The 23,339-nt window shown below is 68.1% G+C and carries 21 protein-coding genes and 1 pseudogene; 4 read left to right on the plus strand and 18 right to left on the minus strand.

The annotated features are described in order from the left end of the window. Positions 1-94: 94 nt before the first annotated feature. The 7 genes and pseudogenes from ABL57_RS23340 to ABL57_RS14475 form a co-directional block, all read right to left on the minus strand. A pseudogene (locus ABL57_RS23340) lies at positions 95-184 on the minus strand (multicopper oxidase domain-containing protein); the annotation flags it as partial. Positions 185-287: 103 nt separating this feature from the next. Next, complete coding sequence (locus ABL57_RS14450; RefSeq protein ID WP_047804183.1) at positions 288-551, minus strand: SHOCT domain-containing protein; 264 nt, start codon at positions 549-551, stop codon at positions 288-290. A gap of 73 nt (positions 552-624) precedes the next feature. Beyond that, positions 625-1,296 carry a DUF305 domain-containing protein gene (locus tag ABL57_RS14455; protein ID WP_047804184.1) on the minus strand — a complete coding sequence of 224 codons (672 nt, stop codon included), beginning with the start codon at positions 1,294-1,296 and terminating at the stop codon, positions 625-627. A gap of 38 nt (positions 1,297-1,334) precedes the next feature. Next, the gene (locus ABL57_RS14460; RefSeq protein ID WP_047804185.1) at positions 1,335-3,581 is read right to left on the minus strand and encodes a heavy metal translocating P-type ATPase; all 2,247 of its coding nucleotides are present in this window, start codon (positions 3,579-3,581) and stop codon (positions 1,335-1,337) included. A 52-nt stretch (positions 3,582-3,633) separates the two neighbouring features. Then, positions 3,634-3,966, minus strand: a complete 333-nt coding sequence (locus tag ABL57_RS14465) for a heavy-metal-associated domain-containing protein (protein WP_047804186.1) — start codon at positions 3,964-3,966, stop codon at positions 3,634-3,636. A 94-nt stretch (positions 3,967-4,060) separates the two neighbouring features. Continuing rightward, positions 4,061-5,206, minus strand: coding sequence for a cell wall metabolism sensor histidine kinase WalK (locus ABL57_RS14470; protein WP_047804187.1), 1,146 nt, complete (start codon positions 5,204-5,206; stop codon positions 4,061-4,063). Next, positions 5,203-5,904 (minus strand): response regulator transcription factor, encoded by a 702-nt coding sequence (locus ABL57_RS14475; protein ID WP_047804188.1) that lies wholly within the window; start codon positions 5,902-5,904, stop codon positions 5,203-5,205. The genes ABL57_RS14470 and ABL57_RS14475 overlap by 4 nt, the downstream gene beginning before the upstream one ends. 158 nt (positions 5,905-6,062) lie before the next feature. On the opposite strand from ABL57_RS14475, the gene ABL57_RS14480 reads away from it, so the two are divergent. Further along, entirely contained in the window at positions 6,063-6,950 is an 888-nt protein-coding gene (locus tag ABL57_RS14480; protein ID WP_047804189.1) for a F510_1955 family glycosylhydrolase, read from the plus strand. Between the two features lie 750 nt (positions 6,951-7,700). Here the strand turns inward: ABL57_RS14480 and ABL57_RS14490 are convergent. From ABL57_RS14490 to ABL57_RS14510, 6 genes are all read right to left on the minus strand, one after another. Further along, on the minus strand, positions 7,701-7,952 hold the full coding sequence (locus ABL57_RS14490) for a hypothetical protein (protein ID WP_047804191.1): 252 nt from the start codon (positions 7,950-7,952) through the stop codon (positions 7,701-7,703). 203 nt (positions 7,953-8,155) lie between these two features. Further along, a complete protein-coding gene (locus tag ABL57_RS21390) occupies positions 8,156-8,308 on the minus strand; it encodes a tyrosine-type recombinase/integrase (protein WP_238986067.1) in 153 nt (50 codons plus the stop codon). 69 nt (positions 8,309-8,377) lie between these two features. Then, on the minus strand, positions 8,378-9,868 hold the full coding sequence (gene pyk, locus ABL57_RS14495) for a pyruvate kinase (protein WP_047804192.1): 1,491 nt from the start codon (positions 9,866-9,868) through the stop codon (positions 8,378-8,380). A 225-nt stretch (positions 9,869-10,093) separates the two neighbouring features. Further along, on the minus strand, positions 10,094-11,266 hold the full coding sequence (locus ABL57_RS14500; protein ID WP_047804193.1) for a glycerate kinase: 1,173 nt from the start codon (positions 11,264-11,266) through the stop codon (positions 10,094-10,096). 247 nt (positions 11,267-11,513) lie between these two features. Then, positions 11,514-12,611, minus strand: coding sequence for a tartrate dehydrogenase (locus ABL57_RS14505; protein WP_047804194.1), 1,098 nt, complete (start codon positions 12,609-12,611; stop codon positions 11,514-11,516). Positions 12,612-12,738: 127 nt separating this feature from the next. Further along, on the minus strand, positions 12,739-13,665 hold the full coding sequence (locus ABL57_RS14510) for a LysR family transcriptional regulator (RefSeq protein WP_238986068.1): 927 nt from the start codon (positions 13,663-13,665) through the stop codon (positions 12,739-12,741). A gap of 282 nt (positions 13,666-13,947) precedes the next feature. Between ABL57_RS14510 and ABL57_RS14515 the strand changes: the two genes are divergently transcribed. Continuing rightward, on the plus strand, positions 13,948-15,576 hold the full coding sequence (locus ABL57_RS14515) for a DASS family sodium-coupled anion symporter (RefSeq protein ID WP_238986069.1): 1,629 nt from the start codon (positions 13,948-13,950) through the stop codon (positions 15,574-15,576). Between the two features lie 645 nt (positions 15,577-16,221). On the opposite strand, the gene ABL57_RS14520 is transcribed toward ABL57_RS14515, so the two are convergent. The 4 genes from ABL57_RS14520 to ABL57_RS14535 form a co-directional block, all read right to left on the minus strand. After that, a complete protein-coding gene (locus ABL57_RS14520) occupies positions 16,222-17,223 on the minus strand; it encodes a DUF4352 domain-containing protein (RefSeq protein ID WP_238986070.1) in 1,002 nt (333 codons plus the stop codon). 164 nt (positions 17,224-17,387) lie between these two features. Beyond that, complete coding sequence (locus tag ABL57_RS14525) at positions 17,388-18,944, minus strand: hypothetical protein (RefSeq protein WP_053004993.1); 1,557 nt, start codon at positions 18,942-18,944, stop codon at positions 17,388-17,390. Continuing rightward, complete coding sequence (locus tag ABL57_RS14530; protein WP_047804198.1) at positions 18,937-19,281, minus strand: helix-turn-helix transcriptional regulator; 345 nt, start codon at positions 19,279-19,281, stop codon at positions 18,937-18,939. Before ABL57_RS14530 ends, ABL57_RS14525 begins: the two co-directional genes overlap by 8 nt. Next, positions 19,278-20,390: a site-specific integrase gene (locus ABL57_RS14535; RefSeq protein ID WP_047803179.1), complete on the minus strand. Its 1,113-nt coding sequence runs from the start codon at positions 20,388-20,390 to the stop codon at positions 19,278-19,280. The genes ABL57_RS14530 and ABL57_RS14535 overlap by 4 nt, the downstream gene beginning before the upstream one ends. Positions 20,391-20,895: 505 nt before the next feature. Here ABL57_RS14535 and ABL57_RS14540 point away from each other — a divergent pair. Then, positions 20,896-21,687 carry an NAD(P)-dependent oxidoreductase gene (locus ABL57_RS14540; protein WP_053004994.1) on the plus strand — a complete coding sequence of 264 codons (792 nt, stop codon included), beginning with the start codon at positions 20,896-20,898 and terminating at the stop codon, positions 21,685-21,687. A 6-nt stretch (positions 21,688-21,693) separates the two neighbouring features. On the opposite strand, the gene ABL57_RS22415 is transcribed toward ABL57_RS14540, so the two are convergent. Then, positions 21,694-21,861, minus strand: a complete 168-nt coding sequence (locus tag ABL57_RS22415; RefSeq protein ID WP_160310802.1) for a hypothetical protein — start codon at positions 21,859-21,861, stop codon at positions 21,694-21,696. Between the two features lie 575 nt (positions 21,862-22,436). Here ABL57_RS22415 and ABL57_RS14550 point away from each other — a divergent pair. Further along, a complete protein-coding gene (locus tag ABL57_RS14550; protein ID WP_047804200.1) occupies positions 22,437-23,210 on the plus strand; it encodes a hypothetical protein in 774 nt (257 codons plus the stop codon). The last annotated feature ends 129 nt before the right edge of the window (positions 23,211-23,339 follow it).

Genomic DNA, 23,339 nt, shown 5'->3' on the forward strand with positions numbered 1-23,339 from the left:
TGATGTGGGGTGACGGCATGGGGTGGATGTTGACCACGTCCCGCCACCGCGGTGCGGAGACGTCGCGGCCCTCCTCGGCCACGACCTGCAGGGGTCACACGTGCAGGTGCACCGGGTGGTCCAGGGGGCTGGAGTTGGTCAGGGTCCACACCTCCACGGTGCCCACCCGGACCCGCTGGTCGGTGCGCTCGGCGTCGTACCCTTACCCGTCGATCGTGAAGGACATCATGCGGCCCGGTCTTCCTCCGCCGCATCCAGGGACAGCTGCTGGCGGCGGCTCAGCGGGCTCACCGGTCGCCTTCTTCCAGGGTCCGTAGGCGTTCCCGGTACTCCTCGGTGTTGATCTCTCCGCGGGCGTAGCGCTCCTGGAGGATCTCCCGGGACCGGCGCGGGCCTGCACCCGTCGTCGGCGGCGCGGTGCCGCCCTGCCAGGTGCCGCCGCCCGAGCCGCTGGTGAACGCCTTCACCAGCACGAAGACCAGCACCACCGTGCCCCCGATGAGCAGGAGCCAGAACAGCCACATCCACCCCATGCCGTCACCCCACATCATGACGGGTTCCTTCCGTGGTAGTTGCCGCTGTTCCGGGGCCGCCCTGTAGCGGCCCCGGACGACCTGCGGAGTCTCAGGAGCCGCTGGGCAGGCCCTGGAGCAGGCCCTCCATCTCGGTGATCTCGGCCTCCTGGGCCTCGATGACGTCCTGGGCCAGGGCCACGGCCTGCGGGTTCTGCCCCTGCTCGACCTGGTCGCGGGCCATCTCGACCGCGCCCTCGTGGTGGGCGGTCATCTGCTCCAGGTACAGCCGGGAGGCCTCGGTGCCCTGGGCGTCCTCCAGGGCCTGCATGTCCTCCTCGCTCATCATCCCGCTCATCCCCGCCCCGGAGCCGTGGTCCATGCCCTCCATGCCGCCGGACTCCATCATGGGCTCCTGGCCCCAGGCCTCGAGCATGGCGTTCATGCGCTCGATCTCCGGGCCCTGGGCGTCGATCACCTGCTGGGCGAAATCGGCGACCTCGGCCGGCACCTCCTCCTTGGCCAGCAGCGTCTCGCTCATCTCCACGGCCTGCTCGTGGTGCGGGACCATCATCTGGGCGAACATCACGTCCGCGTCGTTGTGCTCTTCGGCGATCGGCTCCTCGGAGGCCGAGGTGGTGCTGGGGGTCTCGGGGGCGGCGGTGGCCGGGGCGGCGGTCTCCGCGCTCGTGCCGGTGTCCTGCTCGTCGGCGCCGGTGCCGCAGCCGGTCAGGGCCAGGGCGGAGGCCAGGGCGAGGGTGCTGAGGGCGGTGGTTCGCTTCATGGGGGTGTCCTTCTCTTCTTGTCGGTTGTGTCGGTGGGTCAGTGGGTGGGGGCAGTCGTGGACTGCTCGGCGGGACGGCGGTCCTCGGCGCTGACGGCGGCCAGATGGGCCGGGTCGAGGTCGAGGCGGCGCAGCAGCTGGGCGTTGAGCGCCACCACGATCGTGGACGCCGACATCAGCACCGCGCCCACGGCCGGGGACAGCACGATCCCGATCGGCGCGAGCACCCCGGCGGCCAGGGGCACGGCGACCACGTTGTAGCCGGCGGCCCAGACCAGGTTCTGGATCATCTTCCGGTAGCTGGCCCGGGACAGGTCGATCATCGACAGCACCGCCCTCGGGTCGTTGCCGGCCAGGACCACCCCGGCCGACTCCATGGCCACGTCGGTGCCGGCGCCGATGGCGATGCCGACCTCGGCCCGGGCCAGGGCAGGGGCGTCGTTGACGCCGTCGCCGACCATCGCCACGGTCATCCCCCGGGACTGAAGCTCGGTGACCTTGGTGTCCTTGTCCTGCGGGAGGACCTCGGCGAAGACCTCGTCGATGCCCAGCTCGGCGCCCACGGCCTCGGCGACCTGCCGGGCGTCGCCGGTGATCATCGCCACGCGCACCCCCCGGTCCTGCAGGGCGGCCACGGCGGCGCGGGACTCGGGGCGGACCTTGTCCTCCAGGGCCAGGGCACCGATGACCGCTCCGTCCCGGAGCACGTGGAGGACCCCGGCGCCGCGGCTGGTCCACTCGTCCACGCCCGCCCGCAACGGCTCGGGGGTGTCCTGGTCGAGCTCGCGCAGCATGTTCGGCCCGCCCACCAGGACCTCGGCCCCGTCGACGGTGGCCTTCACGCCGCGGCCGGTGGCCGCGCGGAAACCGGTGCCCTGCAGGCCCAGCCGGGGGGCCTCGGGGTGCTCGGCGGCGGCGCGCACGATGGCCCGGGCCACGGGGTGCTCGCTGTCGGCCTCGGCCGCCGCCGCCCAGGCCAGCAGCTCACCCTCGGAGACCCCGGGGACAGGGGCCGTGCCGGTGACGGCATGCGCCCCTTCGGTCAGGGTCCCGGTCTTGTCGAAGAGCACCACGTCGATGGTGCGCATCCGCTCCAGGGCCAGCCGGTCCTTGATCAGCACCCCGGCCTTCGCCGCGCGCTCCGTGGAGATCGCGATGACCAGCGGGATCGCCAGGCCCAGGGCGTGCGGGCAGGCGATGACCAGCACGGTCACGGTGCGGATCACCGCGTCGTCGGGGCTGCCCAGGACCGTCCAGGCGATGGCGGTGAGGATGCCGGCGGCCAGGGCGAACCAGAACAGCAGCGCGGCCGCCCGGTCGGCCAGGGCCTGGGCCCGGGAGGAGGACTCCTGGGCGGCCGCGACCATCCGCTGGATCCCGGCCAGGGCGGTGTCGGCGCCGACGGCTTCCACCCGCACGCGCACGGTGGTGTCGGTGGCCACGGTCCCGGCGACCACCGTCTCGCCCACGGTGCGGGCGACGGCCTGGGATTCGCCGGTGATCATGGACTCGTCGAACTCGGCCGTCCCGTCGACGATCTCCCCGTCGGCCGGGACCCGGGCCCCGGGGCGGATGAGCACGACGTCGCCCACGGCCAGCTCGGCGACGGGCACCGTGACTGTGTCGCCGTCGACGACCTTCTCGGCCTCGTCGGGCAGCAGCGCGGCCAGGGCGTCCAGGGCGGAGGAGGCCGCCCCGAGGGCGCGCATCTCCATCCAGTGGCCCAGCAGCATGATGACCACCAGCAGGGCCAGTTCCCACCAGAAGTCGAGGTCGAACCCGCCGATCCCCAGGGTGGTGACCCAGGAGGCGACGAAGGCGACGGTGATGGCCATGGCGATCAGCAGCATCATCCCCGGCTGCTTCGACTTCAGCTCGGTGAGCCCGCCGCGCAGGAACGGGGCACCACCGTAAAGGTAGATGACGGTGCCCAGCACCGGAGGGATCCAGGTAGAGCCCGGGAACTCGGGGACGTGGTAACCCAGCAGGTGCCCGACCATCGGGGAGAAGACCACTACGGGGATCGCCAGTACCAGCGAGAGCCAGAACTTGTTCTTGAACATCGCCGTGGAGTGCCCGGCGTGCTCGCCGTGGGTGTGGACCTGGTGGTCCTCGTCCACCGCCGAGTGGGCGTGGGCGTGCGGCATGGCCTGCCCGTGGGTGTCGGCATCGGCGTGCCGGCCGCGGTGGGCCGCGCCGTGGTGATCGGCGGGGTGGTCCGTGTCGTGGCCGGTGTGCGCCTGGCCCGGGGCGGTGGGGCGGTCGTGGTGCTGCGGGGTGCTCATGGCGTTCCTTTTCGCGCAGGTCCCTGGCGGGCCAGGGCGGTGGTCGGTCTCGTCAGGCGGTGACGAGGGTGTAACCGGCTTCTTCCACTGCGGTGCGGACCGCCTCCGTGCTCAGCGGGTGGTCGGCGGTGACCGTGACGGTGGAGGCCCCACCGGCCACCAGGTCCACGTGCACCTCGCTCACACCCTTCAGGGCGGTGAGCTCCTCGGTGACGCTGGTGGCGCAGTGGCCACAGGTCATGCCCTGAACCTGGTAGGTCGACGTCGTGCCGGTAGCGGAAGCCGTCCCAGCAGCAGGAGCCGCGTGATCGGCGGCGGGGGCGGGTGCGCAGCAGGCGCAGCCGGTGGAGGCCATCGGCAACGGGGAGCGGGTCTCGTGGCTCATGTGAAGCTCCTTCGATCGATTCGGGCGGTAGGACCGGATACGTCCTCACCACCCCCAGGTATATACCCCCCAGGGGTATGTTGCAAGCGTGGGGTCATGCGGCGACCGTGGTTTCACGGGGGCGGTGCCGGGTGGGGCGGGGTAGCTCCACGGTGAAGACCGTCCCAGCTCCGGGACCGGAGGAGCTGACGTTCAGCGTTCCGCCGTGGGCCTCGACCAGGGCCCGGGAGATGGTCAGGCCGATCCCGGAGCCGCCGTGGTCGCGGTCCCGGGCGGTGTCCCCGCGCCAGAAGCGCTCGAACACCTGGGGCAGGTTCTCGGCGGCGATCCCGTCGCCGGTGTCGGCCACGACCAGGCCGAGACGGCCGGGGCCGTGGACGGCGGCGCGCACGGTCACCGTGCCACCGGGCGGTGTGTGGCGCAGGGCGTTGGTGAGCAGGTTGCCCAGCACCTGACCCATCCGCTGCCGGTCCACCTCCACGACCCCGGCGGCATCCTGCGCCTCGAGCACCAGATGCACGCCCTTGGCGGCGTAGGCCTCCCGGTGGGCCTCGACGGCGGTGCGCAGCAGCTCGTCGACAGGTTGTGCGGTGCGCTCCAGCTCGATCCGGCCCTCCTCGGCCCGGGAGACGTCGTGGATGTCCTCGACCAGGCGCGTGAGGCGTCCCAGCTGGTCGGTCATGAGCTCCCCGGTGGCCTCGTCCCAGTGCGTCACCCCGTCTTGGAGAGCCTCGCAGTAGACGGAGAGCACCGAGATCGGAGTGCGCATCTCGTGGGCCAGGTCCGAGAGCATCCGCCGGCGGGTGTCCTCGGTGCGCTGCAGACGGGTGGCCATGGTGTTGAACGAGGTGGCGACCGCGTCCACCTCGGTGCCGGCACCCAGGGCCGGGACCCGGGTGTCGTAGCGCCCGCGGGCCATGGACTGGGCCGCCTGGGTAAGTGCGGCCAGGGGCCGCTGGAGGCGGCGGGTGAAGAACCAGGTCACCGCCGCCGCGCACACCACAGCAGTGCTCAGGGCCGCCCCCAGGATGATGAGGTTGGTGTCACGGTAGGCCTGCTCCACGTGCAGGAGTTCCGGGGAGTTCTCCGAGTGCCCGGCCATGATCAGGTGTTCGTGGAAGATCGGGGGCCCGGCCAAGGAGGCCACGGCCACGGCGGCGAGGATGCTGGCGGCCACCACGATGGCCTGGGCCAGGAAGAACCGGGAGGCCAACCCCCAGCTGTGCCGCCGGCCGCTCACCGGCTCACCATCCGATAGCCGACCCCGCGCACGGTGTCGATGTAGGCGCTCTGATCCTCACTGAGTTTCCGGCGCAGGTGACCGATGTGCACATCCACCAGCCGCTCATCGCCCACCCAGGCCGGGTCCCACACGGTGTCGATGAGCTGACGACGGGACAACGCCTGGTGCGGCCGCGCCGTCAGGGCGGCCAGCAGGTCGAACTCGGTGCGGGTCAACCCCACCGGCTCACCGACCACCCGCGCCTCATGGGCGGTGAGATCGACGGTCAGGTCCCCGAACACCCGGGCCGGCTCCACAGCAGTCACGGTGGTGCGGGGCCGGCGCAGCACCGCGGCCACCCTCGCGACGAGCTCACGCACACTGAAAGGCTTGGTGATGTAGTCATCGGCCCCGGCCGCCAGGCCGGCCAGCTTGTCGTCTTCGTCCCCGCGGGCGGTGAGCATCAGCACGTAGCACTCGGAGAAGCCCCGGATCCTGCGGCACACCTCGATCCCGTCCAGCCCGGGTAACCCCAGATCCAGCACCACCACATCAAAGCTCCGGCTGCGGGCGGCCTCCACGGCGTCGGGCCCGGTGTGGGCGGTGGCCACGTCATAGCCGGCGCGGGTGAGGTAGGTGGCGATCATCCGGGCCAGGGGCTTCTCGTCGTCGACCACCAGCACCCGCCCGGTCACCGCATCGATGCCAGAATCCATGACTTCAGTGTCCCCTCCGTCCGCACCGCATTCGTGCCGGAGACTGGTCGGGGGAGGAATCTTCGCCAAACCTTCACGGAGAACGCCACAGGGTCCCTCCCCGACCGGTCGACAATGGTGGATGGCCCTCGCAGTGTGGTGCGAGGCGGAAAGGACCCATGAACCCCCTGACCCGTAGAACCCTGCTCGTGGGCGGCCTCGGCCTGCTCGGCACCGGCGCCCTGGCCGCGTGTACTTCCCCGGCGGAGAGCCCGGCACCGGCCGGAGCGAGCAGCACCGGCACGGCGATCACCCATGTGCACGCCATCACCCGCGACACGGTGACCGGAGGCGGCGCAGGAGCAGGAGCAGGAGCAGGGGTGATCCTGCTGGCCACCCATGAAGGGCTGTTCCGTCTCCAGGACGGGGAACTGACTCAGGCAAGTCCGGTCGTGGACCTGATGGGCTTCACCGTCACGCCCGAGGGCCGCTATCTGGCCTCGGGCCACCCCGGTATCGGCACCGATCTGCCCGAACCGGTCGGGTTGATCGAATCCACCGATCAGGGCGAGACCTGGGAGGTGCTCTCGAGGGGCGGGGAATCGGACTTCCACACCCTGGCCGCCGGTCCGAACGGGGTGCTCGGCTTCGATGGGCAGCTGCGCGCCAGCTCCGACGGGCGCACCTGGGACACCCTCGAGATCCCCTCCGCCCCGGCCGCCCTGGCGATCGCCCCGGGCACAGGCACCATCCTGGCCACCACCGAGGACGGCGTCATGCGCTCCCAGGACGACGGTGCCACCTGGGACACCCTGGACACCCCGCAGCTGATGTCCCTGATCGCCTGGGCCGACGACAAGACCATCGTCGGGGCCGGGGTCGACGGGAACCTGCTGACCAGCGCAGATGCCGGGGAAACCTGGACGGCCAGTGACCAGCCGATCGGGGAGATCACCGCCCTGGGGGCCGGGCTCACGGAGGAAGGCGAGACTGAGGCCCTGCTCGTGGCCGACGGAACCGTGCTGCGCACCACCGACGGCGGGAACACCATCGAACAGCTGCTTTGACCCCGTTCACGTTCACCCGCTCGTGGACGAGTCTCCCTGGCACGCCCACGTCTCAAGCGTTCACGCACAATGCCCGCCCACAATGCCCGTCAATGTGCGCGCCTGGAGCAGGGCAGCAGGAGCTGTCCCTCAACCGATGCCGGGGCAGAACAAGAGACCCCTGCTCTCTGCAGGGGCCTCTTGAAGGATGCCGGGGGCAGGCTACGCGCACTCGTCGTAGTGGTCCTCATGCTCCGCATGCCGGTGACCGTCGTGGAGATAATCCACATGATCGCCGTGTTCAACGGTCTCGTGCCCGCAGTTCTCTCCGTGAGTGTGTTCTGCTTTGGTGTGCTCGGCCTGCTTGTCGTGACCAGCCATGATGATCCCCCTTGGACGTACGGGCCCAGGACAGGCTCGTCTTTCCAGTGGAGCACCGGCACCAGGATCTGGCAATGCTTCTGCGGGACCACCAGGGCGAGACCCGGCCCTGCCCGAAGTGCACGCTTCTGCTGACGAAGCAGAAATTTCCTGGCGGATCTCCCACCCTAGAACTCAGGGACCAAACGCGCTATCGCTGATTGATCCGCGGACACTGGCTGCATCAGTAGCTCGACGCGACCTTCTTTACATATGGCCGGTTATCAGCCGCTCCACGAGAACGACATTGCAGTTGGGGTTGGCCCGTGCGGGGGCAGGCCCTGTCCTGATGGGCGTGCTGGCCGTGCTGGCACGCTCCCCACAGGGATGCTGTTACCGAGGAGCAATGGGTCAGGAGTCGTCGTCCTGGCTCCACAGCCAATGCAGGTAGATGGCGCCCCATCCCGGGCCCAGGGTGTCCACCAGGGCGTTGGCCACCGTGCGGGCGTCCACCCAGGGGTAGCGCTGACCGATCCGCGTAACTTCCTGGCAGATTCTCTCCGGATCGTGTCCCTCGTGGTGCAGGGCGAGGGCGGCTTCACTGAGCCGGGCCTCGAAGAGCCGTCGATCCGTCAGGGGCACGGGCTCAAAGGTGATAGACATCAGACTCCCTCAGAACAACGATCGCCCCAGGGAGCCGGAGTTGCTCCCACGAGCAGCTCCGCGAATGGTGGAGACATAGTAAGCAACATCACACTCGAATGGCTATTCAAGGCTTTATCTCATGTGCTAACTCCCATGGCGCTCTCGGGGACAGCGCACGCCCCACGGCAACGGTGCAGCGAACTCCTACGGATCCACCGGAGTCAGGAGGGCGTTGACCGCCACCTCAGCTCTCCGGGCAGTTCGTCGAGGTACTTGGAGGTGGTGGTCACCGAAGCGTGACCCAGCAGCTGGGCAACGACCTTCACGTCCCAGCCTTCGGTGAGCATCAGGGTGGCTGCGGTGCTACCGGACATTGCCCGCGGGAATGATGATGCAGTTGAGGTTCCCTTCGCGGGCATTCCTTTCACGTTTCGTGGTGGGTGTTACCGGGTTGGTTCGGCTTCCCGCCACGGTCCTACGTGCTCGCGCTTGCGCTGGCCGCTGAGCAGCTCACCGGCGTCGGCGACGTCGCCCACCCGGTGCACCTTCACGAGGTTGGTGGTGCCGGCGACCCCGGGGGGCGAGCCGGCGCAGATCACCACGAGGTCGTCCTCCCCGGCCAGACCCTGCTCCTGCAGGTGGAGGTCCACCTGCCGGGTCATGTCGTCGGTGTGGTCGACCTTGGCCACCTGGATCGGCTGCACGCCCCACAGCGGGGACATCAGGGCGGTCACCAGCGGCTCGGGGGTGAAGGCCAGGATCGGGTGGGCCGGGCGCAGCCGGGAGAGCCGGCGGGCGGAGTCCCCCGACTGGGTGAACGTGCAGATGTAGCTGACGTCCAGCTGCCGGGCGATGGTGACCGCCGCCCGGGTCACCGCGCCGCCGCGGGTGCGCGGCTCCGTGCCCAGCGCCGGGACGCGCTCGAGCGCCTGGGACTCGGTGGCCTCGATGATCCGCGCCATGGTCTCGATGGTCTCGATCGGGTACTTGCCCACCGAGGTCTCCCCGGAGAGCATCACCGCGTCCGCGCCGTCGAGCACCGCGTTGGCGCAGTCGGAGGCCTCCGCGCGGGTGGGGCGCGGGCTGTCGATCATCGACTCCAGCACCTGGGTGGCCACGATCACCGGCTTGGCCCAGCGCCGGGCCAGCTCGATGGCGCGCTTCTGCACGATCGGCACCTGCTCCAGCGGCAGCTCCACGCCGAGGTCGCCGCGGGCGACCATGATGCCGTCGAAGGCGTCGATGATCTCGTGCAGGGAGTCCACCGCCTGCGGCTTCTCGATCTTGGCGATCACCGGCAGCCGGCGGCCCTCCTCGTCCATGATCTCGTGCACCCGCACGATGTCCTTGGCGTCGCGCACGAAGGACAGGGCGATCAGGTCCACGCCGCGGCGCAGGGCCCAGCGCAGGTCGTCCTCGTCCTTGTCGGACAGGGCCGGGACGTTCACGGCGACCCCGGGCAGGTTGATGCCCTTGTTGTTGGACACCGGCCCGCCCACGACCACCTCGGCCGTCACGGTGGTGTCCGAGACGGCGGTGGCGCGCAGGGCGACCCGGCCGTCGTCGATGAGCAGCGGGTCGCCCACGTTCACGTCCCCGGGCAGGGCCTTGTGCGTGGTGGAGCACAGGCTCGCGGTGCCCTCGACGTCCTCGACCGTGATGGAGAACTCGTCGCCGGGCAGCAGCTCGTGGGGCCCGTCGGCGAAGCGGCCGAGCCGGATCTTGGGGCCCTGCAGGTCGGCGAGGATCGCGACGGTCTGCCCGAGGTCCTCGGAAGCCCGGCGCAGGTTCTCGTAGGACGCGTCGTGCACGGAGTGGTCGCCGTGGCTCATGTTGAGCCGGGCCACGTTCATCCCCGAGGCGATCGCCTGGGAGAGGTTCTCGTAGGAGGAGATGGCCGGACCGATCGTGGCCACGATCTTTGCTCGTCGCATAGGGGGACGTCCTGTCGTCGGTTTAAAAGGGGGAGGGGAGGTCAAGCACGGATGTGGCCGGAGCATCGGCGCGATGCCCCGTGATGCTCCGGCGACGGTGTTCTGGGGCTGGGGGCATCAGCGCGGTCGAGGCGATCCCCAGTGGTGGACCCTGGGGTGCTGGGAACGCGGCGATGTCAGGCGGCCTGACACCGGTGGTGTCAGGCCGCCTGCTCATCGGTGTGTTTAGAGGGCGTCTGCGGTGTGGGTGGTGTGAGCGGCCGGTGTCAGGGCGCGGGCGATGTGCTGGCCGGTCTGGCGCAGCAGGGCCGCGGAGAGACGGGGGTCGGTGGCGCTGTCCTGGTCGGTCATGGCGCTGAGCGCGTAGACCTTCTCGATGCCATGGGCGGGCAACCGGTCTGTGTCCAAGGCGTTGTGCCCCACGACGGCGATCACCGGCACCGGATTCGCGCGGCGGGCCACGACCAGAGGCAGCTTGCCCGACAGCGTCTGGGTGTCCAGCTTCCCCTCCCCGGTGATCACCAGGTCGCAGCCGACGGCGTGATCGTCGAAGCCGAGCAGGTCCAGGAAGAACCCGGCTCCGGAGACCATCCTCGCGCCCAGCAGCATCGCGGCCCAGCCCAGCCCGCCGGCGGCGCCGGCCCCGGGAACGCCGGCGGCCTCCTCAGCGGGCCAGCCGGCCTCCCACAGGCGCCGGAGCAGGCACCCCAGCCCGGCCTCGAGGACCTCGACGTCGTCGGGGGTGGCGCCCTTCTGCGGGCCGTAGACGGCCGCCGCCCCGTTGCGGCCCAGCAGGGGATTCTGCACATCGTTGGCGGCGATCAACTCCACCCCCTCCAGATCGACCAGCCCGGTGAGCTCGACCTCGGCGATCTCACCCAGGGTGGCGCCGGTGGGCACAAAGGCTTGGCCGGCCCGGTCGGAGAACACCGCGCCGAGGGCGGAGAGCATCCCGGCCCCGCCGTCGGTACTGGCGCTGCCACCTAGGGCCAGCACGATCCGGGTCGGACGGTGGGCCAGCACGGCCCGGATGGCCTGACCGAAGCCCACGCTGCTGGACTCGCGCGGGGCCAGGCGGCCGGTGGGCAGCATCTGCAGCCCGGCGGTGGTGGCCACCTCCACCACGGCGGCGGTGCCGTCGAAGGCCACCGTGGTGGTCGCCGGGTCCCCGGTGGGGCCGGTGATCGGGATGGTCAGCGCCTGGAACCCCGCACCCAGGGCCGCGGCCACACTGCCGTCCCCGCCGTCGGCTAGGGGCAGGGTGTGCACCTGGGCCAGTGGGTTGTCCTGGAGCAGGCCGGCGGCCAGGGAATCGGCGACCTGGGCGGCGGTCAACGACCCTTTGAACTTGTCCGGGGCGATCAGGATCCGCGGTGTTGTCAAAGAATTCGTGCTCATCGGGCGGCCTCGTTCACGAGCTCATCGTCGCGGTACCAGGGCTTACGGGCAGCCGTGGGGTGGGTGTCACTGACCATGGTGTGGTCCATCAGTGTTGTCCTCGGTGTCGAGAAGGGAATGCTCCGCGACGGTGCGCTGAGCCCTCAAGGGAAGAGTGGGGCCTGCCCCGGGCATGGGACAGTCAGGGGCCGGCCGGCACGGTGCCGGCCGGCCCCTGAGACGCGCCTCAGGCGGAGGCGGAGGCTGTTCAGGCGGAGGTCAGGGACTTGGCCAGGGCCTCCACGATCGCCTCGGTGATCTCGTTGGTGTCGGCGGTGCCGCCGATGTCGCGGGTGAGGTGCCCGGCGGCGGTGGTGGCCTCGATCGCGGCCTCGACCCGGCGGGCCTCGGCGTGCAGGCCGAAGTGGTCGAGCATCAGGGCGGCACTGGCGATGGTGCCGATCGGGTTGGCGATCCCCTGCCCGGCGATGTCCGGGGCGGAGCCGTGGACGGGCTCGAACATCGAGGGGTACCGGCGCTCCGGGTTCAGGTTCGCGCTGGCGGCCAGCCCGAGGCTGCCGGCCATCGCGGAGCCGAGGTCGGAGAGGATGTCGGCGTTGAGGTTGGAGGCCACCACCACCGAGAGCTCCTCCGGGTGCAGGATGAACTTGGCGCTCATCGCGTCCACCAGCACGGACTCCGTGGCCACGTCCGGGTAGTCGGCGGCCACGCGGGCGAAGACCTCGTCCCAGAGCACCATGCCGTACTGCTGGGCGTTGGACTTGGTGACGCTGGAGACTTTCTTGACCGTGCGGGTGCGGGCCAGGTCGAAGGCGAAGCGGATGATCCGCTCACAGCCCTTCTCGGTGAACAGGGAGGACTGGACGGCGACCTCGTTGCCGGGGCCCCGGCCGGAGAGGTTGCGCCCGCCGAGACCGGCGTACTCGCCCTCGCTGTTCTCCCGGACCACGACCCAGTCGAGTTCGGTGTCATCGGCCTTGCGCAGCGGGGAGACCACACCGGGGAGGAACTTCACGGGGCGGATGTTGGCCCACTGGTCGAAGTTCTGGGTGATGTTCAGCCGCAGCCCCCACAGGGACACGTGGTCGGGGACGTTCTCCCACCCGACGGCGCCGAAGAGGATCGCGTCGAAGTTCTTGAGCTCCTCCAGGCCGTTGGGGTCCATCATCACCCCATGCTCGGCGTAGTACTCGGAACCCCAGGGGAACTCGGTCCACTCGAAGGAGAAGGCCTCGCCGGACTGCTCGGCGATCGCGTCGAGGACCTTGCGGCCGGCGGCGACGACCTCCTTGCCCACCCCGTCGGCGGGGATCGAGGCGATCTTGAAAACCTGGTGCTCAGCCATGGTGGTGCTCTCCTTGTCGAGGTCTATCTGGTGTTGCCCGCATCACATCGCGGTGTCAGGTACCAGTAGAGCGCCCTGGAACGCATAAGGTCCAAGACTCAATTCGCATCCCCTACATAGAGAAGTCCTATGGTACGGAGGAGTGGGCCGCCGTGTGCCGGGCGGCGATCTCCAGGAAGGCCCGGGCGGCCGGAGTCAGGTCTGACGGGCGGCTGAGCACGGCCACGTGGAGCACCGTGGTCGGCTCGATTCCCAGCACGCGCAGCCCTGCCTGGCGTGCCAGTGGGGTCCAGGAGGAAGGCATCACCGCGTGCCCGACGCCGGCCAGCACCAGGGGCAGCACCGAGGTGCGGTGGGCGACCTCGGCGGCGATCTGCACCTGCACCCCGCCGGCCAGGGCGTCGTCGACGAGCCAGCGCATCAGCGAACCCCGCTGAGAGACCACCACCCGGTGTCCGACCAGGTCCTGCCGGCCGATGGCCTCGCCGTCGCCGAAGTCGTCGGCCTTGGGGTTGACGATCAGCACCAGCGGCTGCTGCTCCAGGTGCATCACGTCGACCTCCGCGGAGCGGAACGGCCGATCCGAGCCCAGGATCCCGATCTCCGCGCTGCCGGTGCGCACCGCCTCGGTCACCTCATCGGGGGTGAAGGCCGCGTCCACGCTGACCGTCACTGCCGGGTGGGCCCGGGTGTACACGGCGATCATCGACGTCAGTGGCTCGATGCCGGGGGAGGGCATGGCCACCACGTCCAGGCGGCCGCTGCGCACCCCGCGCAGATCATCGATGGCCGCCCGGGCCGTCTCAAGATCACGGACCACCACCCGGGCCGGGCCCACCAGCTCCTGACCGGCCTCGCTGAGCACCACCCGCCGCCCGATCCGGTGGAACAGTGAGACCCCCAGCTCCCGCTCCAGGCCCTTGATCGTCTGCGACAGTGAGGGCTGGGCGATGATCAGCTGCTCGGCCGCCCGGGTGAAGCCGCCGTGGTCCACCACAGCCAGGAAATATTTCAGCTGCCGGACGTCCATGTCTGCCTTTCGCTTGTCGTGCACCACTGAGCTCCAGGGCTACTTCCGCGACCGACGACTCAGGCCCATCACCACCGCATCCGCGCTCAAGCGCGTGCAGTGATCCGAGATGTCGCTGCGGCGGGATCTTGCCCGAGGCATGGCCGGAGGTGGCGAGGGGGTCGCGGGTTGATCAGAGGCCCGATGGTGTCTGGATCACTGAACCCATTGGTTCTTCCTATCGGCGTAGTAGATAACAGGCCTTGGACGTGATGCAAATCACGGGCGCATGGTGAGTCCATCCCACCGATGGAAAGGACCAGGACCGTGCAGACCCAACAACCCGTCCTCACCGGCCCCATGAGCGCCCCACCCCGCACCGACGTGCGCGCCGCCCTGCTGGGCGGCAAGACCTTCCGGAGCCTCAGCGAGCAGACCCTCTCGCCGCGGGAAGAGAAGTTCGAACGCGGCCGCCAAACCCTGGGCCTGTTCCTCGCCCCGGCGGTGGCGATCCTCTTCGCGCTGCTGCCGCTGAACCTGGATGCGACCCAACAGACCCTGGCCGCGGTGCTGCTGGGCGTGATCATCCTGTGGATCTGCGAGCCCGTGCCCATCCCGGTCGGCGGCCTCATCGGCGTGGCCGCCGTGGTGATCCTCGGCGTTGCTCCGGCCGGGGACGTGCTGGCCCCGTTCGGCTCCACTACGATCTTCACCTTCATCGGCGCGTTCATCCTGGCCCAAGCCATGCTCAAGCACGGCATCGCCCAGCGCCTGGCCCTGGCCGTGCTCTCCATCCCCGGGGTGGGCAAGTCCACCTACCGGATCATCATCGCCTTCGGCGTAATCACCTGCATCCTCTCCGCCTTCGTCTCCAACACCGCCACCGTGGCGATGCTCATGCCCACCGCCCTGGGCATCCTGGCCGTGATCGCCCAGATGATGCAGGACAAGGGTGTGGTGAAGGCCGACTTCGACCCGCTGCGCCTGCGCGTGGGCGCCGCCCTGCTGCTGATGCTCGCCTACGGCGCCTCCGTCGGCGGGCTGCTCACCCCGGTCGGCTCCCCGCCCAACCTCATCGGCCGCGGCCTGATCGAGGAGGCCACCGGCACCCGCATCTCCTTCGCCCAGTGGATGGCGGTGGCCTTCCCCATCTGCGCGGCCATGTTCGTGGTCCTGGCGATCGTGATGTTCCTGCTCAACAAGCCCGAGATCCGCCGCATCGAAGGTGTGGAGGACTACATCCGCGAGCACCGTGCGGCCCAGGGGAAGATGTCCCGGGCCGAGAAGAACACCCTGATCGCCTTCGGTCTGACCGTCACCCTGTGGCTGCTGCCGGCCTTCGTGAGCCTGTTCGCCGGTACCGAGTCGGCCGCCTACATCTTCCTCGACGACCGCCTCGACGAAGGCATCGTCGCCGTGCTCGGCGCCTCCCTGCTGTTCATCCTCCCCACCAACTGGGCCAAGCGTGAGGCCACACTGACCTGGTCGGATGCGGCGAAGATCGACTGGGGCACCATCATCCTCTTCGGCACCGGCATCATCTTCGGCTCCCTGCTGGCCGACACGGGTCTGGCCGAGACCATCGGCACCGGGGCCTCGGAGAACCTGAACATCACCAACGTCGTGGCGATCACCGTGTTCTCCGCCGTGCTGGCCGTGCTGATTTCCGAGACGACCTCCAATACCGCCTCGGCGGCGGTGATCGTTCCGATCGTTATCCCGCTGTGCCAGGCCATCGGTGTGGACCCGTTCGTCCCCGCCATGGCCGCGACCTTCGCCGCGTCCTTCGGGTTCATGCTCCCCGTCTCGACCCCGCAGAACGCCATCGTCTACGGCACCGGGGCGGTGCCCATCACCCGCATGATCCGCACCGGCATCGTCTTCGACATCCTCGGCGTGGCCCTGATCGTCAGCATCGTTCCGGTGATGATCGCCCTCGTCGGCATCGGCGGATAGCGCACACCATCCATGTGCCGAGGGCGGCGCCAGACGGTGTCGAACTCACCAGAGGACGGATTCTTGAGGCCCTACCATAACGGTGGGGCCTCAAGGATTTTCCGTGCCAAAGACTCAGCGAAACCCAGCAGATACCGCGTGTCCTCCAGGAATGGGGCGGTAGCGGCACTCTCTGCTTTACATATGGCCGGCTATCGGACACTAACCGACGGGAGTTCTCGCAGCTGTTGGAACTCCCGTCCGGCCAATTCTCCCGCGGTTCCGCGGCGCACCGGGATTCCCCGGACCGTGCCGGACGTCGGATCGCTCACCGAGGTGCTGCCGCGGCACGGGTCAGCGTAGAACTCCTGCATCAGATGCACGATTCCACGGTGACGAGAGATCCGGATGGACGCTACACCGGGCCAGGTCCCTGCCGCCCTGACCGACGCCGGCGTAGGGCTACTCCGCGGCGACGAGCGGGTGCTCGAGGCGATGTCGGACGGGCGGATGGCGTCAGTAGCCCCGACGACGTAGCCAACTCTCGCCTCCTCAACACCCGTGCCTACCGGTTGACTATGTCCTTCCGAGCAGGGCAACAACGGCTTCCCGGTGCAGCAAAGCCCCCGGTAAATCACCGGGGGCTTTGCTACTCTCTTGCATCTGTTACTGCACGTCGACGAATACCTTGTCGCCGAGCATGCCAGGGGTGACGGCGAGAACGCCTTGGTCAGCCGTCGTGGTCGGCACTTCAAAGGCTGCATTGCCTGTTGCCGTGCCATCCGTGTAGAGCGTGCTCGTGGTATCGATCGCCTCCGGTGCGACAACGGAGTTGTCGAAGCTGTTGACCGTCGTGCTGTCTGCTGTCACGTATTCGACTGTGACGGAAGCCGGTATCTGCCCATCTGGGTCATCGCCCAGATAGGTCGCGGAGTAATTAACGAGCATGTACTCCGAGCCCTCGGCAGGCGGCTCGTTGAATTCATTGGCAGAGACAACTGCGTCCGTAGCGGCGAGGGTGACGGAGTTGACGACGACGCGCCAGTCGTCGGACTCGATCACCGAGCCGATGGGGTAGGGGTTCCCGCGCGTTCCGGCTTCGGCGGCCGCCTCGCCCTCGGCGGCGTCTTCCTCGGCTGCACCATCATCGGCAACCGCGTCATCAGACGGTTCAACGACGGTGGTGTTCCCACTGTCGAACGCTTCATCAAAAGAGGTCGTGACGACGGTCAAGAACACGACGACTCCGACAACCGTGCCCACGATCGAGAGGATCACAGCGGTGATGCCCATCCACTTGGACTTGTCCTTAAGGAACAGGGAAACGAGACCCAGAACAAAGGCAATCGGCAGCAGGATCCAGCCGACGATGAGGGCGCCGGGGATGCAGGCGAAAATGAAGCCGAGCACTGCTGTGATCAGCGCGATGAGTCCCACCACGTTCGACTGCTTTTTCGCCTTGGTCTGCGGAGGCGGAAGCGTCTGCGTCGATGCCCCATGGTCATAATGCGCGGGGAAGGGTTGTTGCGCCTGGTGGGGAGGGATTTGCTGTGATCCCTCCCTGGGAGGTCCTGATGATGTCATTGCCCAATATTCGCAGATGCGAAAGTCCCACAGCGTCAAGACACGACGCCGCCGCCCCGCACGAACTCTTGTCGAGGCGATCATGCTGGAGCAGGCTTCCTCGGCGCTTCCTGCAGTGCGGTTGAGGCGCCGATGAACGCCGTGCACCCAGGTTCCGCCTCGGCCAGACGGGGGCGAGGATAGACTTGAGCTGAGACTTTGTACTAACTGATGGGAAAGTGCGTTATCCGTTTCTTCGGTGATCGAGGTCATCGGGGCTGTTGGCGTTTCAGGTCGATGTAGTCGGACATGGGTGTGGCGGATCGGGCGGCGTGCTGGGCGATGATGTCGGGGCTGTAGCCGAGGAGATCGATCAGGGTTCGTGCGTCGACTTCTTGGGTGAGGTCGCGCAGGGTGGCGTTGCGGGCGCGTTGGGCGTCGATGCCGAGGACTTTGAGCCTGCCGGAGAGAGTGTTCGGGTGCAGGTGCCGGCCCGCACGGGTGCCAGGGAACAGCCACGGCGTGCCGGTGTTGATGGTGTTCTGGTGCCCGGGGTCCTGCAGGTGCTGCCAGAACACCTCGGTGAGCGCTTCGGGAATGGCTGTCGGGGTGGTCCCGAGGGTGAGGAGCATGCCGTCCGGTGTGGCCGTGAGGTGTTCCCGGCGGAGCAGGACGATCTTGTTCAGGGGATGGGCCCACAGCAGCAGGATCAGCCCGGCCAGGCGGGTGGAGCTGGTGACCTGGCGGTGTTCGAGGCAGTTCCGGAGGAGCTCGAGGCGCTGTGACTGGGTGATCATGGGCGTGGAGTGGGCGTTGCGGAACGGCACCTGAAGTGCCCCGGTGCGGTGGTCCTGGTCGTGGTCGAGCCAGCGGATGAAGGCCCGGATGTGCTTGCGGGTACTGGGGCCGGCGCTGAGGTAGTCGTCGAGGTGGAGTTGCTGAAGTTCTTGCGCGGTCGCGTGATGGTGGGCTCGGAGCCAGAGGAGGAACTTTCCGGCTTCGGTGATCTCTTGTTTGGCCGTATGGGTGCTGGCCTGAAGATCGGTGTCGGGCTCGGCCGCCTGGGCGCGGATGCGCTTCAGGTGGTGCCAGGTGGCGAAGCGTTCGATGAGGTGGGCGGTGCCGTCCTCAGGCAGGGCGGCGATCCTGGTGGTGAGCCAGTGTTCGAAGCGTGCGAGGGTCTCGTTGCCGCGGGCGTCCATCATGCGGTGGTGGACGAGCAGAGCCCGGAGGTGTTCGGCGGCGTTCGAGCGGGGGAGACGGTCGAAGGCTTCGTGGGTGAGCGCCAGTTCGCGGGCGCCGATAGCTTCCAGCAGGGTCCTGGCCCGGGTGCCTGGGCGCATGTAGGTGTAGACGCTCTCGGGCCGTTGGGAACTGGTGAGCACTTTGATGAGCCGGTGCAGGCGGAGGTCGTTGCCGGGGGCGAGCACGGTGGTGAGGTCGTCGGTGAGCGCGCAGCGGATGCAGCGCCCGGCCCGGAATCTTTCGGCTTCGCGGTGACAGCGGGTGCAGGTCAGGGCGGTGGTGATGCCGGCGCAGTCACGGCAGATGGGCTCTCGTTCGGTGGAGCGGCCCGGGAGCATGCGGTGTTGCCCGCAGTGCGGGCAGGTGCCGTAGGTGTGGGTGGCTTCGGTGAAGCAGGCCCCGCAGATGGCTCCGTCGGGCCAGTGGAGGCGGATCTTGGCGACCTGCTGGTGGCAGCGGTCGCAGGCGTGGGGCCCGGTCGAGCGGGGTCGGCCGCGTTTGTTCTGGGTGGGGAGGTCGGTGAGCGTGGGCGGCCGGGCGGATCCGTTGCCGTCGGTGGCCGGGCGCCAGGGGTCAGTCATTGTCGTCGTCGATGATGCGGGCGCGCACGGGGCGGTAGTGGCGAAGGTCGGGGAGGTCTTCGCCGGTCCCCGCGCGGTGTTGCCGGACGGTCTTGGCGTCGGTGGCCGTGTAGGTGATCAGGTCGTTGGGCGTGACCTCGAGGGCGTCGCAGAGGGCGACGAGGACCTTGAAGGAGATCCGCTCGGGCTGCTGGGTCACGATGCGCCACACGGCATTGGCGGTGAGGGTGATGCCACGTTCGTGCAGCAGTTCGGCGAGGTCCTTGGCGGTGTGCACGCCGCGGCGTGCCATGATCTCGCGGACCCGCCAGGTGTAGGTGATCTCGCGTGTGCTCATGGGGCTCTCCTGGGTGCGGGCAGCCCGAGGGCTGCCTGGATGGTGCGGTCGTGGGCCCGTTCCAGGGCCAGTCGCTGGTAGTCGGGGGAGGGCAGGGAGTAGATCGAGGTCGTCGCGGCGTGCTCGTGACCGAGCTGGAGTTGGACGAAGGTGACGTCGAAGCCCGCCCCGGTGATCAGCTGTGTGGCGTAGGAACGACGGAAGGAGTGCAGATCGAGCCCGGGCGGGAAACCGAGCTCATCGATGAAGGCACGCAGCCGCCCGAGCAGGTGGGATTCGCCCACGATCGCCCCGGTGCTGGTGGGGAAGAGATCGCTCACCGGGTGCCCGTAGCGGGGCAGCCCGTTGCGGATCCAGTCCTGGATCATTTCCGCTGACCAGGGCCAGACGGTCAGCACGGAGCGGACCTTCTTCGCCGAGCCGCGGTGGGACTTTCCCCAGCGCACGCGCAGCACGCCGTGGCCGCCGAGATAGGGGGCCCGGTTGTTGGACGAGAAGTCCACGACCTGCAGGTGCCGCAGTTCGTTGGAACGCAGCCCCCAGCTGTAGGCCGTCTTGAACGCGATCGCGTCCCGCCAGGCGGCCACCGCACCCTTGCGCCCGGAGACCAGGATCCGCTCGACCTCCAGATCGGCCAGGTCGAACAGCTCCTGCAGCTCGGCCTGGGTGAAAGGACGTTTGGCCGGGCGCGCCTCGGTGGGCTGGGCATGGGTGAGGCGGTTGAGCTCGGTCACGACCTGGGCGAAGACCTGCCCGAACGACCTCGCGGCCTGCTCGCACCAGTCGTAGTGCGGATCGCAGGCGTAGTCGCAGAACAGCTTGATCGCCCCCTGATAGGAGCGCACGCTCCCGTGAGAGAGGTTGCGCACCGCGCGGGCGTGGGAGAAGAAGTCGTCCGCGTCTGACAGCGTCCACTCCCACGGGTAGCGCCCGGAGAAGTCCACCAGGCTCATCACGACGCTGCGCCGGGTGCGAATCGTGGCCGGCGCGAAGTCCTTCGCCCGCTGCTGAGCACCCCACCCATCCAAGACACTGGCCAGGAAGACGTCCGGATCGGGGGCCTGCCCACCGAAGGGAACGAACCGCACGTTCTCGCCATCGTGGCCCATGAGTCGTCCTTGGATGTCAGAAGATGGTTGCGATACTCGCACACAGATTGCGTGTACCGCAATCGTCACCGGGAAAGTCCAGGCCAGAAGCCGAATGGGCATGGTGGATCCAGGCGCCATTCGCATCCCGCACTGCACGTCACCCTGCGGCGATCAAGCAGAATAAGCCCAGGTCAGAAGGCAGTTGGGGGAGCATCGGAGCTGTTACCCGGAACCTCACGATGTGCAGAAACCGCGAATAGAGTCGTTGTGACTTTACATAATACACGTTATCGGCGCTCAACTCACGGGAGTTCTCGCATCTGGTGGATTTCCCGTCCGCCCGATTTCGCCGTGGTTCCACGGTTCGCGGCGGACGTGTTGGGTCGTCGAGCTCGTGAGGCCGGCGTCGTCGACACAGGCCAGCATGGAGGACTCTCGTTTAGTGAGAGATACGCGCGTTCAACTGGGCTGTGGAATGGCTCTTAGTCGTGCTCCTGGGCTCTTCATCGACGATGGATATCCCATGGTTGCGGGCGCCCGAGGCGAGCGGGAGACGATGGCCGTGCAGAATCACCGCGCCGTGAACCCGACACCTTTCTCTGAGCACGCCGAAGAAGACGCCGCGTATAATCAGGTTGCTGACAAACTTTTCGTGATGAAGGTGGGGGAAGTCGTGAAGGTTGCTGTGTTCGGGGCTGCCGGCATCATGGGATGGGAGGTCGTGGATGACCTGCTGTTCCGTGGCCACGAGGTCATCGCTTGCGTCCCTGACCTGGACCGATGCCCTCCCTGGGGGAACGGGGTGGAGGTGGTCGCCGGGGCCGTCACGGACACGGCGATCGTGGAGGCTGTGGTGTCCAGGGCGCAGGCCGTGGTCAACGTTCTGGGCCCGGGCCGGGAGCAAGAGGTTCCGGGGCCGTCCTTGGTGTTGGGGACACAACTTATCGTGGCTGCCATGGCCGCTCATGGGGTGCATCGCTACGTCGGCCACGGCTCTCCTGCGGTCAGGATGTGCCCCCTGGACCAGCCCACCGCCCGGACCCGATGGCGCCGGCGTGTGACCAACTGCTTGCACCCACGGGCGTATTGGGTCCACAGCGCCATGCTGGAGACGGTGACCAACTCACAGCTGGACTGGACGATCGTGCGCTTCATCCGCGCCCGGGGCGGAGACGCCCGCGGGCTGAGGTACGTAGGGTTTTTCGGTCACGACGACATCGGTCACTCCGCCACCGAGGTGGACATCGCCCGGTTCACCGCAGCCCAGGTCCTGGAGACCGCCTACATCGAGGAAGCTCCGGCCGTCAGCAACTGAGCTGGCTCACCATCCCGGGGCTGTGCAGGGTTCTCCGGCGGTGACGGGCTTGTCGGTGCGCAGGCAGTACTGGTCGGTGGAGAGCATCTTCCTGGCCCCCAGACCCCGCTCCCGGATCCACACCACTCCCAGCTCGGGGGCGACTTCCTCCACGACGCCGGCGTGACACAGCATCCCGTTCTCCCAGGCCCCGAGATGATCCCCCGGCCGCAACGCGCTCAACTGACAGGTCGACCCGTTGTCCGGCTCGCGGCCAGTCCTCTCGGCATCCATCAGGCCCACCCTCATCCCGGTCCATTCATCAGCGTGCTTCCCAGTATGGGGTGCCGACGTGTCCGGGAGATGTCACCGCCTCGTCTGCGACACAACGACGGAGCACACGAGGGCAGGTTCTCATCGCCTCCTAAACCTGACGCACACCACGATTCCTTGCCGGCTGCTTTAGTGCCTGGGCCAGCAGTATGGGTTCTGATCGCCAGGTCCACTCCGGGGGTCAATCACTGGGAAGGAGCAGGCACGACATGCCCTAGGTGAAAATGGTGTCTCCCGGCGACGCTGTCCTTTGCGGCCAGGACATGTGTCTGCCCTCGACGCCTGCCTTGCGCCACCCTACTTCTGCCTGGCCGTTCGCTGGACAGTCATTCCAAAAAAGAAGAGCCCCCGCGGCCGATCTGCCGCGGGGGTATCTCCATGTATGAAGCGAGGGACCTTGTCCTCGTAATGGCTACAGCTTACCCCATACTAGGCAGGTGATTCAACGGTCCTCGCTCCTGGAACTCAAAAACAGTCTGCACTCTGTTCGGCTGGCTACCTACATGGATGCCTGCCACAACGACACGGTCAAGGCCCTTGAGCTCTACCGGTGGAACCTGCAACTGGCCTCGGCCTTTCAAGAAGTGCTGTCCATCACCGAGATCGTCATGCGCAACGCCATCGACGGAGCACTGCGAACCTGGAACGCCCACCCTGACCAGCAGCGACGCGTCATCCCCCACGCGTCCCAGCCCCCCAGAGCGAATGTGCTGCCGCCGGGGCCTGCCGATTGGATCCTTGGTGCCGCCTCGCCACTGAACTCACTGATGAGGAGCCCTCGTGACACAGCGCTGAGGCAAGCTCGCGAAGCCCGGTCACGCCGGCCGGCGTCGCATCCACGCAAAGCCGCCCCCATCACCCATGACGATTTGCTGGCTCAGTTCACCTTTGGGGTGTTCACCAAGCTGTTGCCCACTACGGACACCACCCACCGGAACTATGCCAACCGCAAACTGCTGTGGGAGCAGGCCGTGCATCATGCGTTTCCCCACTACACCGATGATCTCGACGGGGAAATCCTCGCCGATCGGGTGGGCCGTCTCCACTCCTTACGTAACCGGGTGTCCCACATGGAGCCGCTTCTGAGCGTCAATGCGGTCGCTCGACACACTGACGCGCTCAAGGTGATTGCAACGGTCAGCTCCCCTACCCGCGACTGGTGCGCAGGGACCAGTCGGGTGCGAACGATACTGCGGGCTTATCCCCTCTGACCTACGGAAGAAGCTGGCACGACGCCCAACCCCCACTCACAGGACGTGTACCTTGAGCTGACTCGGCGACCATGGTTTCTGAGCCTGGGCGGCGTGGTTAGGCTCGCTAGGAGTCCTTATCGGCGAAGT

Origin of the sequence: Kocuria sp. SM24M-10, from assembly GCF_001027955.1 — a bacterium.
GTDB classification, from domain to species: domain Bacteria; phylum Actinomycetota; class Actinomycetes; order Actinomycetales; family Micrococcaceae; genus Kocuria; species Kocuria oceani.

Coding starts and splice junctions, on each gene's coding strand:
- ABL57_RS14530 (WP_047804198.1), bottom strand. CDS start 19,281: ATGAGCACACGCGAGATCACCTACACCTGGCGGGTCCGCGAGATCATG.
- ABL57_RS14525 (WP_053004993.1), bottom strand. CDS start 18,944: ATGACTGACCCCTGGCGCCCGGCCACCGACGGCAACGGATCCGCCCGG.
- ABL57_RS14540 (WP_053004994.1), top strand. CDS start 20,896: ATGGTTGCGGGCGCCCGAGGCGAGCGGGAGACGATGGCCGTGCAGAAT.
- ABL57_RS22415 (WP_160310802.1), bottom strand. CDS start 21,861: ATGCTGTGTCACGCCGGCGTCGTGGAGGAAGTCGCCCCCGAGCTGGGA.
- ABL57_RS14455 (WP_047804184.1), bottom strand. CDS start 1,296: ATGAAGCGAACCACCGCCCTCAGCACCCTCGCCCTGGCCTCCGCCCTG.
- ABL57_RS21390 (WP_238986067.1), bottom strand. CDS start 8,308: ATGTCCGGTAGCACCGCAGCCACCCTGATGCTCACCGAAGGCTGGGAC.
- ABL57_RS14535 (WP_047803179.1), bottom strand. CDS start 20,390: ATGGGCCACGATGGCGAGAACGTGCGGTTCGTTCCCTTCGGTGGGCAG.
- ABL57_RS14460 (WP_047804185.1), bottom strand. CDS start 3,581: ATGAGCACCCCGCAGCACCACGACCGCCCCACCGCCCCGGGCCAGGCG.
- ABL57_RS14480 (WP_047804189.1), top strand. CDS start 6,063: ATGAACCCCCTGACCCGTAGAACCCTGCTCGTGGGCGGCCTCGGCCTG.
- ABL57_RS14520 (WP_238986070.1), bottom strand. CDS start 17,223: ATGATCGCCTCGACAAGAGTTCGTGCGGGGCGGCGGCGTCGTGTCTTG.
- ABL57_RS14450 (WP_047804183.1), bottom strand. CDS start 551: ATGATGTGGGGTGACGGCATGGGGTGGATGTGGCTGTTCTGGCTCCTG.
- ABL57_RS14490 (WP_047804191.1), bottom strand. CDS start 7,952: ATGTCTATCACCTTTGAGCCCGTGCCCCTGACGGATCGACGGCTCTTC.
- ABL57_RS14500 (WP_047804193.1), bottom strand. CDS start 11,266: ATGAGCACGAATTCTTTGACAACACCGCGGATCCTGATCGCCCCGGAC.
- ABL57_RS14505 (WP_047804194.1), bottom strand. CDS start 12,611: ATGGCTGAGCACCAGGTTTTCAAGATCGCCTCGATCCCCGCCGACGGG.
- pyk (WP_047804192.1), bottom strand. CDS start 9,868: ATGCGACGAGCAAAGATCGTGGCCACGATCGGTCCGGCCATCTCCTCC.
- ABL57_RS14465 (WP_047804186.1), bottom strand. CDS start 3,966: ATGAGCCACGAGACCCGCTCCCCGTTGCCGATGGCCTCCACCGGCTGC.
- ABL57_RS14475 (WP_047804188.1), bottom strand. CDS start 5,904: ATGGATTCTGGCATCGATGCGGTGACCGGGCGGGTGCTGGTGGTCGAC.